Genomic DNA, 11,210 nt, shown 5'->3' on the forward strand with positions numbered 1-11,210 from the left:
TCACTTCCCTAGTATCTCAGTATATTTTTTATCTTTAGCTATTACTTCCATTACTTCTTTAAAACTTTTATCTTTCATATAGTTATTAGCAACTGTATTTTGATAAAGTGTAGCGAATACTCTAGCTGTACCCTTTTCTTCCATAATTTTAGTAATATTTATATTTTCCTTATCATAGAGTAAATGATTTAAGTTATATGTATTTCCTGTAAATCCTTCTAAGTTTTCTATTCCACAACAACAAAGGTTATCTCCCATATTTCTTAATCTATTTTCTCCAATGAATACTCTTAAACCTAAAGAATGAGCTTTTAATTTTATCTCCTCAAAATCTTTTCTTAATAAGTTTAATGGATATACATAGTCAGCTCCTACTTTTTCCATTCCTTTTACTTTTTTAGCAAATTTCATTCCTTCAAGAGTTATCCCATATACTCCAATCTTTTTATATCTTTCTAAGTTATCTAAGATATCTTTTTTTGCTTCTCTCATGTATGGCTGTATTCTTACAATTACTCTCTTGGCTACTTTTGCTACTTTTTCTATAATCTCTATTCTTTCCTCATATGTAGGAGCCCCTAGTTCTATCTTGTCATATAAAGGACTAACTAGAGATATTTGAACTACTGCATTACATTGTTTTAGTAATTCCAAATATTCAGGATCTGCTATAAGTTTTCCTTTTGTACTTACTATAAAGGGATATTTAGTTTCAGCTAATGCTTTTAAACATTTATATGAGTTTCTATGTATCTTTTCACAAGGTTGAAATGGATCAGACATACCACCCCAATGCATAGGAATATCCCAACTACACCAATTGGTTTCTTGACTTCTTTTTCCTTTTATAAAATTTAATAATGCTGAGGGTGTTTCATCTAGTTTTATATTCTTTATATCTATTTTTCTAAATACAAAACAATATTTACAACCATGACTACATCCTTTATAAGTATCAAACCTAATAGGAACATCACATATAGGAATTTGACTTCCACATCTTGGCATCTACTTTCCCTCCATTTCTTCTAAAATCTTATTTACAAAGTACTCTTTAGTTTTTAATTTTATAAACTCTTCTATTCTTTCTCTTTTATCTACTGGGAAGTTAAAGCTAATAGTAAAGATAGAGCTTTCATTCTTTATCTCATCAGCCAATGAAGTAAAACTTTCATTAGTTATTGCATCTAATGCTTCTATTTCAGCTACTTCTAAATCTTTATCAGTAAATCCAAAGACTTCTATATCAATTCCTTCTATTTTTAATGAGTTTAGTTCATACATTAATTTATCCCTATCAAATCCTGTATCTAAGCAACATTTATTATGTAATATTCTATATAGTCTTATCTTTTCAGGATTGCCCTCAATCACTATACAAGGAACTTTTTCCAGTTTTAATAATTTAGCTGCATAGTATCTCCCATGACCTTCAACTATTTCATAATCAGGAGTAATACCTATTGGGTCATTGAAAGCAGTTTCTTGAATACTTTTAGCAATAGTTTTTATCTGTTCCTCTGTGTGTTCTTTGATATTATTCTCATAGGTTTTCAATTTCTCTATTTCAATATATACAAGATTAAGCATTTTACACCTCCAGCTTAATTTATTTATCCTCTCACTAATACAAAAACGTCACTAATTTAATAGTGACGTTTTTATAAAAAATTATTCAAAAAAATAAAAAAAGTCTAGTAAATACTAGACTTTGAAAAAATATGATATTTCATTTTTATAATTCAAAGAACAAACCTATTAGAAATTTTTTGTAATTTAGTATATGCTATTGTATCTGTAATAGGCGAATATTCTATTAATAAATTTGTTAATTGACGTGGAAATTCATTAGGAATATATGTTTGAGGAACTGAAGTTTTTTCCAATATATTAAATTTTAATTCATTTTGTTTTCTAAGTTCATCAGTTGAAAATACATTAAAATCATTTTGGTATTTTGTATTATAAAAATGATAACCACGCCAATATAAAGCTTCTCTCAATTTAGTTTTTACCTCTATTTGGTAATTTTTTATTTTAGAGCAACATTGATAAAAATTATTTATTTTCTCATAATTATCTTTTCCTAAATCTTTAATTAAAAAATGAGAATATTCTTCCCAATAATCTTTTTCAAATAAAATTGGTAATTCTAAAAATAAACTTTCACTTAAGATCCCATTAGTTAATCCATTAATTTTAATTTCTTGTACTGTAATTTCAATATTTTTTATTTGTAATAAAATTATTTGTGCATAACTTTTTTCTTTATTTCTTTTATCATTTAACCATATAAAAAATGTTAGTAATAAAGTAAGCATTAAAACGACATTACTAAAATAAGGTTCTCTTAGAATAGTTAATATTTTTTGCATTTTCTCCCCCTAAATAATTTTAATTTTCTATAATCTTCATATTTTCAATTCTATCTTTTATTAAATCTCCTAAATCTTTTATTTTCCCAACAACTATTATTCCTTCTAAAAATAAGGATATATCTTCTGAGCTATTTAATTTTTCAATTTCAGTAACAATTTTATTAAGATCTTCAATTATACTACTGATTTTATCTAATATTTGTTCACTATAAAATGGTGCATTTTGCAACATTTTTAATTCTAATTTTTTCTTAAGAATATACCAATTATTTTTCTCTGAATTTAATAATGAAATTCTATCTTTTGAATCAGAAAGATTACTTAATCTTTCTATTCTACTCAATACCATCATTAAATCCCCATATATTTCTCTATATATAGAAAATTCCAAATCATATTGTAACTTAGTAACTAATGTATAATTAGATAACTTAATTTTATAACTTTCCAATTCTTTATTTATTTTTAATTTATGATTTTCTAACTCTCTATCTATTTCTAATTTATAATCATCTATCCATGTTTTACCCATAAAAGCTATAAAAATAGAAGTTATTAAAGAAATAATAGATAAAAGAGTGTTTTTATTCCAATTACAATAAAAAAATAATATAGTAATAACTCCTAAAATAATAATATAAATTAGTAATTTAATAAATTGTTTTTTTAAAAATTTTCTCACACATTCCTCCCTTTAAAAAATTTTTATTTAATCTAATTTTTCTTTTTTAACAATTGCTAAAATAGCTTCTTGTAAAATTTTTTCTTTCAATTCTTTATTTTCAACTTTAGCTAAGAGGTAATTACTAAAATGTAAATTATGAGTATATACTAATTTATTATGAAATTCTATCAAAACTTTTAAAGTTTCTGAATACATTTTAAGATATATTACACCAATAAAATTAGAAAGGACTCCTCCTATTCCCCCTGTAATCATTAATTCAAGAGTATTATTAATATTTTTAGTAGATAGAATCCACATTGTAAAGACTATTATTCCAAAACCTAAAACTATACAAACTATTCCTGTGTAAAAAATTTTCTGACTATGTGATAAATTCTGAGAATAATATTTTTGAAGTTCATTTTGGTGTAATTTAAATTGTTTTTCTGCCTTTTTTATATCAGATTCATTTTCTATATTTAAATATTCTAATTCATCTGAAGTTTCTTTTATTTTATCAAATATTAAATTTTTATCAAAAAAACTTTCAATAAGAAATATTAGTGGAAGAATAGTCATTATTAATGTTAACAGTAATTCAAATTTATCTGAATTTAAAAATAACTGAACACTTTCTTTTTTAAAAAAAACTAAAGATATAATTAGTATTACAAGCAAGATACTAATAAACATCATAGTTGATGACATAAATTTTAATCTGCTATTAAACTTTTCTCTTTTCTTTAAAGAATTGAGTTGTTCCTTTAATATTTTAGATTTATTAAATTCTAAATTATATATATCATCATATATATTATCACTTATTTTTTTCTTTTCCATATTTTTTCCCCTCTTTTTAATATATTCTATAATAAATATTATACAAAAAAGAAGTTTCTGTCAATATTTACATTTAATAAAAAAGAAGCCTTGTTTTAAAGCTTCTCAACAATAATTTTCCATTCTCTTTTACTACAATTTTCTATCATCTTAACTTTTATTTTACCTTGAGATTCTAAATAGTTAAGGTAAAGCATATACTTATTAAACTTCATTTTATCCAATCTATTATCAAATGTAATCTCCTCCATACTGGAAAGAGAATCATATAATAATTTTATTTTTTCTAGATCAGTGAGTTCTTTTCTCATAAATCCTCCATTTTTTTACTAATTTTATTTATTTTTTTATTGGCTCTGTATAGATAGTTCCTGCTAGTAGTTCTCTTTATATTTAATAAATTAGCAATTTGTCTATGATTAAGGCCTTGATAATGAAATAGTTTATACACTTCTACTTCACGACAAGATAAGCTGTACCTATTAAAGATACAGCTCATCATAGCATTTTTAATCTTTTTTTTAGCTTGTAAAAGCTCACTTTCTTCTCGATGAGAGAATACAGAGTCACCTTTCAGAAAATCGTCGAAGCTCATTTGAAAACCCATATTCAGTATTCCCTCCCTTTTCTCTTAATGTGTTTCTTTATGCACTCTTTAAATACTTGTCTAGTATGTTTTTAACTTCCTCATAACTTCTAACCACATAGTAGTCTGCACCATTTTTAATAAACTTATCTTGAATCTCTTTTTGTTCCTCACTCTGTTTTCCAGTAGGAGTTTTAACCTCCAAACCTATAGTTTTACCATTGATAATTACCCATATATCAGGAATCCCTTTCTTTGCTCCATTTGGTAATCTTCTAAATCCAATTACCTTACCTCTACTGTCTTTATTGACTGGAGGAATATTATTAGTTCTATTAAAAAATAATTTTCCTTGAGTTTCAAGAATTGCTAAATATCTAATTATAGTTGATTGAATATCTGTTTCTTTCATTTAATCTTTTCCTCCATACTCATTTTTTAAAGTGTTAATGCTATATACTATTGGAGAAAATAAGAGTAAAATTATTATTATCAATAAATTTAGACCAAACTCCATTTTATCCTCTTGCCAAGTTTCTATTACATAATCTTTCTCATTTATTAGAGAAATAATAGTATTATAAGTGCTAAGCATTATATAAACTATTCCAGCTATTTTTATAATCACTAATTCCACTCCTCTATTTCCAAAATTGCCACCATTTTTTACTATTTAACTTATTTATCACAGAATAAAGAGTATTATTTTTAACTAATAATTCGTTTTTATCCTCTTCTAAATTCTTGTTAGTGGCCGTAAGGTGTGCTACTTCCTCATAGTACTTTAAATTTTGATCTTTATATTTTTTTATTTCACCTTGTAGTATTTCAACTTTTTTTCTCAGAATATCAAGTTCAGTTTCTGATCCTGGATTAACTAATCTTAATTGAGAAACAGAAGCATAATGTTTAGCTATCTCAACTAAAGCTTTTCTACAATCTTCAATAGATTTTAAATTTCTTGTAACAATAGGTTTTATCCCTAGTCTTTGTTGAAGTTCAGTTATTTCAGATTTTAAAATATCTCTTCTCTCCATGTAAAACTCCTTTTATTTTTTATTTTGTGGATGTATTATTCCATAGTAAAAACTTATAATTATTAATATTCCGAGCCCAATTTCACAAGATCACCTCTAATAAATTCTTTCTTTTAACTGAATTACATATACTTTTACAGGTTTGTTACCAAATTCTCTATGAGTTATTTCTTTGATTTGATAACCATGCCATTTAAACTTTAATATTTTATCCATTTCAGAGCTTTTGGGATATCCTAATTTGATAATTATTCTATCAAATGATTTTCCTTCAATTCTTTTCTGCCAGTAAGGAGTACATAGTCTGTACTCCTCTTTTTTAGTTCCTATCTTTATTTCCTGAAAATATTCTCTTTTTAAATTTAAAACTAAATCCATTATCCCACCATCCTATTTATAGCTAATTCATAATATTTTTTATCTATTTCTATTCCAATAAAATTTCTATTAGTATTTGAACAAGCTACTCCAGCACTTCCACTTCCCATGGTAAAATCTAAAACTAAATCATTCTCATTAGAATATGTTTTTATTAAATACTCTAATAACTCAGTAGGTTTTTGAGTAGGATGTATCATTACACTAGGATGAGGTTTTTTAAAATTTAAAATACTTCTAGGGAATTTCATATCTCCATATCTATCAGAATTATCTTTCTGAATAAAATTATTATAGTTATTATTTATTTTAGGAGCTATAGTATTTCCAGTTGAATTATTTTGCTTTCCTTTAAATTTTTGTGGATTGTATGTAGGTAATTTTTTATAAAAAACAAGAATATCTTCATGTGAAGATAAAGGCATTTTATTAGCATTTAAAAATCCACTAGGATGTTCTTTATTCCATATCAAACTATACCTATACTCTTCTTGATTAGATAAAATTAGCTTAGCACTAAATATTCCTTGCCCAAATAAAATTATTGGAGTATTCTCTTTTCTAAGTTTTTTTAATCTTTTCCACATTTCATCAAAAGGAATTACACAATCCCATTTATTTTTAGTTTTTTGATAAGGTGGATCTGTTAAAATTAAGTCAACTTTTATATTTTTCTCAATAAGTTGGTCCATAATTTTAAGACAATCTCCATGATATAACTCTACCATCTTTCCCCCTTATGCTGTAAGCCACTCTGCAAATGCTTTTTTATCAAATTTTCTTTTAGATTCTCCTTTGACCTCATACTCAAGACAACTTCCAGCTAGTCTATCAGCTATTCTACTTCCAAGTTTTACTTTTATTTCCATAGGAGTTAAGTTGGTTGTTATGATCATAGGCTTATTAGCTCTATATCTTGTATCTATCAAATTAAACATTTTTTCTCTTGTAAAATCTGATATGTTCTCAGTTCCTAAATCATCTATTACCAATAAATCACAAGTTTTAACATAGTTAAGAACATCATTCTCAGCTTCTGCCCATTCTCTCATTATTTTGAGAAGATATAATCCTAAATTCATTACAAGAACTGTTTTGCCATTATTCATAAGTTGATTACATATACAAGCACTAGCATATGTTTTTCCAGTTCCTACACCACCATAGAAAAGAATCCCGCCTTGAGCTGTTCCATCAAGTATAAATTTATCAGCATATTTTTTAGACATTCCCATATGTTTATCAGACATATTAGAGTTTTCAAAAGTACTTTGTAAGAACTTTTTATCTATGACAGATATATCTCTATATCTCTTAACTTTATTCATCAAACATTGTTTTTGTCTTTCTTTCTCTTCAAGTTCTCTTCTCTTTTTTTCTTGCTTTTCCTCACAATCACATGCTGGTATATATTTCATAGCCTGTTTTATAAAGTCAGGGAAATTAGCTGGTATATTTAGATTCTCAACATACTCCTTTCCACAATATTTACAAACTGGTACTTTATTTCCTATAATCTCCATTTTTTATCCTCCTCTTACAGTCCTAACATTCTATCAAACTCTTCTTGTTCTTTTTCTCTTCTAGCTTTCTCTTCTAAATTCTCAATAGTAATTATTTCAGCACCTTTATATTTAGTTTTCTCAGTTTTGAAATCATCATATAACCCTGCAAGTATTCCATTTATTCCATCTTGTCTTATGAAAGTATATAGTTTAGGTTTTATGCCCTTTTCTCCCATTAAAAATTTACTGGTTTTTATTTTAGCTAATAAAGGTTTTATTATCTCTCTGTACATAACAGGTTTAAATACCATATCTACTGTTTGAGGATTTTCTCCAGTAGAGTTTATAATAATATCTCTTAGTTCTAAAATATTATTTTTAAACTCAATAGATTTTTTTTCTAAATCGTATGGTTGTGGTTGAGTAGATTTATCTACACTACTACTACTTTGTTTATTATTTAGTTTTTTATCTAAGTTATTTATATTTAGTTCTTTATTTGTAGCTAATTTTTCTCCACCATGGTGGACAATTTTTTGCTCCCTTGGTGGTAAATTTTTCTCTTCCTTGGTAGCTAATTTTTTACTTCCTTGGTGGACATTTTTTTGACTGCTGGAAAATAAAATATCTGATATTTTTTTATAATCTAATTTAAAGTATCTCTTCATAGGCATACCTTTATTCTCTTGTAAAAGAATACCTAAAGCTATTAACTCATTAATAGAATTATTTTGTTTGTGTTTAGTTAAGCCTGTTATTTCTTCAATTTGTGGTACTGTTTGATAAAACCAACCATTTTCATCAGATAACATCTCATCAGCTTCTACTAAAGCTGTCAAAAAGAAGGCTGTTTCAATTCCAAGACTTTTTACTAATTGTTTATTTAATACATAAAAATTACTTGTCATAAGTAATTGTTTTATTGAATTTTTTTCCATTTTTATTCCTCCTTTGAGGAGCTATGCCACTAGTCCTCTTATTTTTATCTTATGCCTATCCACCATTCCCTAAGTCCTTTAGAACTAGTGGCTTGGAAATGATGAACAGATATAAAACAAAAACTGTCTTTGACTTTTTGATATTATTTTGTTATAATTAAAGTACCTAGAAACCCGTACGGGTAACTTAGATTGTATGTAAATTCGTTATGAACTAAGCTTTCACTTCGGTGGAGGCTTATTTCATGTCTATAAAGAGTAACGAACTTTATAGGCAGTAGAACATACAATCTAAGGAGGTACAGAAATGACTGTAACAATTCAAAATCTAATCATCAATCTTGATGGTGGAGTAATTCTTCTAGGTGGATTACTTGCTATCATTATTGTATGGTTAGTGAGAAAGTACAGATAATTCTGACCTCATACCCTGCGGGGTCTTTTTTTATTTGTGGCAGTTTTACAGATCTGCCAACTGTTATTTGATTTTATCCCTCCAAAAAGCTATAATACATTTGTCCACAATATCATAGAAAGGAGGAATAAAAAAGTGAGTTATATTTTTATGATCCTAGGTGGAATAGTTCTTATTTGGGCAATATACCTTTTTATTTTAGTAATTTCTTCTGAACTGTTATATTTTATTTTAAAAATCTCCAAAAAGTTATTATTTTCTCAGGCTGATTTTATTGGAGTATTTTTAATTTCTCTTATAGTTGAACCCTTTAATCTTTATCTTCCCTTAAATTTAACTAGTGAATTTATAGGAGTATTTATTTTTGTTCCAACAATTTTCTTTTATAATACAGAAGAAAAAAATGAAATTATGAAAAGTAGTATAAAATTAGCTTTATTACTTTTATTTTTAAAATTGTGTTTAGATAAAGAAATTATTTTTCAACAAGACCCAACTAGTAATTTAAAAACATTTATTTCCTTTTTAAAATCATATTTCAAAGCTATTATGTTTTCTCTATTTTATGCCGAAATATTAAAAGTTCTTTCTATCTTAATATGTTATTTAAAAAAAGAGGAAACTAAATAGTTTAATAAAACTATAACAAAAGTTCCAATTGTGCCTAAAATTAAAGAGTTTAATAAAATAAATAATATTTTATTGGCTCTTTTTTTCTTTTTAATAGAAATTTCAAGCTTTTCAATGGTTGTTTGATATTCTAGATTTTCTTTTTTATCTTCCATAGCTTCTCCTCTATACTTTTTGACATTTATCAATTCTTTTAAAGAGTATTCTATTTTTTATTCTATTGGCGGAGATAATGGGACTCGAACCCATAAGAGCTATTAACTCGGTAGATTAGCAATCTACTGCCATACCATTAGGCAATATCTCCATAAGCACCGCTTGTGCGGTCACGTGTATGCAAGTTATTTCAAAGAAAGCTATTTTTATGATATACTTTTTATTATCTGCAAGTTCTGTGGGTAGATATTTGGATACCTATATAAAAAAAGGAAATTACAGATATAAAAAACTTTAATCAATTACTTTTAGAATAATCATGGGACCTTCTACTTTAACTTTAATTTCTTGATATGGCTCTATATATATTTTTTCTACTCCTTCTCTTTTACTAAGTTCCTCAACTAATTCAAAAGTTTTAAGTTTTTTTAATTCCTCTGTTCTCATCTCACACCTCCTTGAATTTATCCCTCCAAAAAGTTATAATATATTTACCACAACACATTATAGAAAAGAGGGATAAAAATGATTACTTTTCAATCAAAAACAACTTTTGATATTATTTTAATAATTACTAACCTTTGTACTTTTTTCTTTATTTTAATAAAAGGATTGATTAAAATTTATAATGATAAAAAGTTAAATTATTTAAAAGTATTTTGTGAAACATATAATCATTATGATAAAAGTTTTATTTTATATTTAAATATAGTTTCTGAAAAACCAATAAATATAAATAATATTTTTTTAACTTTTGGTAAGAATAAATTTAATCCAGTAAGACAAATAACTGAGTCAACTACTGGAATAGATTATACTTATACTTCTTTAGATAAAACTTTTCCTTTATTTAAAAGTTCATTTTATCTACAACCTTTTATAGTATCTAAAATATTCATTATATTTAAAGACCAAGAATTAAAAAAATTTAAAGAAATTAGTAACAAAATAAATCTAAATATTGATTTGTTATTTACAATAAAAAAGATAAAACTTAAATCCTTAATTCAAAGTTCTCTACCTCTAAAAAAATATTTAAAAGAATATTTAAATAATGAGCTAGAAGATAGATTTGATGACATTGAAGATGAAAGTAGAGGAATATTAAGTGATTTATAATTCTTCTATATTATCTAAATATTTCCAACCTTTTCCTGCAATATATTTTTGAAATACACCTAGTTTTATTGAAATATTATTCATCTCTTTTTCAATTTCTAATTTTTTTATAAGAAGTTGTTTGAAATATTGTTTTTTATATTCTTTAGGAGTATTTTGTCTTTCATAAATAGAATCCATGAAATCATAGTCTTCATAATATAATTTTTGTATTTCTTGACACAAAGAAATAAGAATAGAATTAAGAACCATAAATTCTTCAATTGTTTTATACCTTGAGGAAAAAGAAAATTTCATTGGATCTAAATTCTTTTCATTCAACTCCATAACCCCTCCTTTTTTTCAGTAAAAAATCACATCTTTTTTAAAACATTTTTAGCGATATTGCAATAAAAAGGATAAAAAAATATTAATTTTCAAATAAAAGTTTTGCTTTATTTATAATTTCCTCTTTTCTACGAGGATTTTCCATCGCCATTTTTAATGTTTGGTGTATAATAGAATTCCAAGAAGTTGCAGCATAAAATTTCAATAAAAAATCCATTGTAAATTTACCCTAAA

Annotated in this window: 19 protein-coding genes and 1 tRNA gene; 2 read left to right on the forward strand and 18 right to left on the reverse strand. The window is 25.4% G+C overall.

The window, feature by feature from the left end:
* From ABNK64_RS04675 to ABNK64_RS04740, 14 genes are all read right to left on the reverse strand, one after another.
* Complete coding sequence (locus tag ABNK64_RS04675) at positions 1-1,008, reverse strand: radical SAM protein (RefSeq protein ID WP_349763641.1); 1,008 nt, start codon at positions 1,006-1,008, stop codon at positions 1-3.
* A complete protein-coding gene (locus ABNK64_RS04680; RefSeq protein ID WP_349763642.1) occupies positions 1,009-1,590 on the reverse strand; it encodes a ParB/Srx family N-terminal domain-containing protein in 582 nt (193 codons plus the stop codon).
* A 152-nt stretch (positions 1,591-1,742) separates the two neighbouring features.
* Positions 1,743-2,375, reverse strand: coding sequence for a hypothetical protein (locus tag ABNK64_RS04685; RefSeq protein WP_349763643.1), 633 nt, complete (start codon positions 2,373-2,375; stop codon positions 1,743-1,745).
* Positions 2,376-2,394: 19 nt separating this feature from the next.
* Positions 2,395-3,060, reverse strand: coding sequence for a hypothetical protein (locus ABNK64_RS04690; RefSeq protein ID WP_349763644.1), 666 nt, complete (start codon positions 3,058-3,060; stop codon positions 2,395-2,397).
* 27 nt (positions 3,061-3,087) lie between these two features.
* Complete coding sequence (locus tag ABNK64_RS04695) at positions 3,088-3,885, reverse strand: TRADD-N-associated membrane domain-containing protein (RefSeq protein ID WP_349763645.1); 798 nt, start codon at positions 3,883-3,885, stop codon at positions 3,088-3,090.
* 95 nt (positions 3,886-3,980) lie between these two features.
* Positions 3,981-4,196 carry a hypothetical protein gene (locus ABNK64_RS04700; RefSeq protein WP_349763646.1) on the reverse strand — a complete coding sequence of 72 codons (216 nt, stop codon included), beginning with the start codon at positions 4,194-4,196 and terminating at the stop codon, positions 3,981-3,983.
* Positions 4,193-4,492 carry a sigma factor-like helix-turn-helix DNA-binding protein gene (locus tag ABNK64_RS04705; RefSeq protein WP_349763647.1) on the reverse strand — a complete coding sequence of 100 codons (300 nt, stop codon included), beginning with the start codon at positions 4,490-4,492 and terminating at the stop codon, positions 4,193-4,195. The genes ABNK64_RS04700 and ABNK64_RS04705 overlap by 4 nt, the downstream gene beginning before the upstream one ends.
* A 37-nt stretch (positions 4,493-4,529) precedes the next feature.
* Complete coding sequence (locus ABNK64_RS04710; RefSeq protein WP_349763648.1) at positions 4,530-4,883, reverse strand: VRR-NUC domain-containing protein; 354 nt, start codon at positions 4,881-4,883, stop codon at positions 4,530-4,532.
* Positions 4,884-5,099 (reverse strand): hypothetical protein, encoded by a 216-nt coding sequence (locus ABNK64_RS04715; RefSeq protein ID WP_349763649.1) that lies wholly within the window; start codon positions 5,097-5,099, stop codon positions 4,884-4,886.
* 13 nt (positions 5,100-5,112) lie between these two features.
* The gene (locus ABNK64_RS04720; protein WP_349763650.1) at positions 5,113-5,508 is read right to left on the reverse strand and encodes a hypothetical protein; all 396 of its coding nucleotides are present in this window, start codon (positions 5,506-5,508) and stop codon (positions 5,113-5,115) included.
* Positions 5,509-5,604: 96 nt separating this feature from the next.
* A complete protein-coding gene (locus tag ABNK64_RS04725; RefSeq protein ID WP_349763651.1) occupies positions 5,605-5,886 on the reverse strand; it encodes a hypothetical protein in 282 nt (93 codons plus the stop codon).
* Positions 5,886-6,614, reverse strand: a complete 729-nt coding sequence (locus tag ABNK64_RS04730) for a DNA-methyltransferase (RefSeq protein ID WP_349763652.1) — start codon at positions 6,612-6,614, stop codon at positions 5,886-5,888. The genes ABNK64_RS04725 and ABNK64_RS04730 overlap by 1 nt, the downstream gene beginning before the upstream one ends.
* 9 nt (positions 6,615-6,623) lie before the next feature.
* Entirely contained in the window at positions 6,624-7,409 is a 786-nt protein-coding gene (locus tag ABNK64_RS04735) for an ATP-binding protein (RefSeq protein ID WP_349763653.1), read from the reverse strand.
* A 14-nt stretch (positions 7,410-7,423) separates the two neighbouring features.
* Positions 7,424-8,329: a hypothetical protein gene (locus ABNK64_RS04740; protein WP_349763654.1), complete on the reverse strand. Its 906-nt coding sequence runs from the start codon at positions 8,327-8,329 to the stop codon at positions 7,424-7,426.
* 550 nt (positions 8,330-8,879) lie between these two features.
* Between ABNK64_RS04740 and ABNK64_RS04745 the strand changes: the two genes are divergently transcribed.
* The gene (locus ABNK64_RS04745) at positions 8,880-9,374 is read left to right on the forward strand and encodes a hypothetical protein (protein WP_349763655.1); all 495 of its coding nucleotides are present in this window, start codon (positions 8,880-8,882) and stop codon (positions 9,372-9,374) included.
* On the opposite strand, the gene ABNK64_RS04750 is transcribed toward ABNK64_RS04745, so the two are convergent.
* From ABNK64_RS04750 to ABNK64_RS04760, 3 genes are all read right to left on the reverse strand, one after another.
* The gene (locus tag ABNK64_RS04750) at positions 9,347-9,529 is read right to left on the reverse strand and encodes a hypothetical protein (RefSeq protein ID WP_349763656.1); all 183 of its coding nucleotides are present in this window, start codon (positions 9,527-9,529) and stop codon (positions 9,347-9,349) included. The genes ABNK64_RS04745 and ABNK64_RS04750 overlap by 28 nt on opposite strands.
* 66 nt (positions 9,530-9,595) lie before the next feature.
* Positions 9,596-9,681 (reverse strand) — tRNA-Ser (locus ABNK64_RS04755).
* A gap of 143 nt (positions 9,682-9,824) precedes the next feature.
* Positions 9,825-9,977 carry a BC1881 family protein gene (locus ABNK64_RS04760; protein WP_349763657.1) on the reverse strand — a complete coding sequence of 51 codons (153 nt, stop codon included), beginning with the start codon at positions 9,975-9,977 and terminating at the stop codon, positions 9,825-9,827.
* A gap of 78 nt (positions 9,978-10,055) precedes the next feature.
* Here ABNK64_RS04760 and ABNK64_RS04765 point away from each other — a divergent pair, with 78 nt between their 5' ends.
* On the forward strand, positions 10,056-10,649 hold the full coding sequence (locus ABNK64_RS04765) for a hypothetical protein (protein ID WP_349763658.1): 594 nt from the start codon (positions 10,056-10,058) through the stop codon (positions 10,647-10,649).
* On the opposite strand, the gene ABNK64_RS04770 is transcribed toward ABNK64_RS04765, so the two are convergent.
* Positions 10,644-10,976: a hypothetical protein gene (locus ABNK64_RS04770; RefSeq protein ID WP_349763659.1), complete on the reverse strand. Its 333-nt coding sequence runs from the start codon at positions 10,974-10,976 to the stop codon at positions 10,644-10,646. The genes ABNK64_RS04765 and ABNK64_RS04770 overlap by 6 nt on opposite strands.
* Positions 10,977-11,210 lie beyond the last annotated feature (234 nt).

The sequence above is a fragment of the Fusobacterium sp. SYSU M8D902 genome, assembly GCF_040199715.1.
In the GTDB taxonomy this organism is placed as follows: domain Bacteria; phylum Fusobacteriota; class Fusobacteriia; order Fusobacteriales; family Fusobacteriaceae; genus Fusobacterium_A.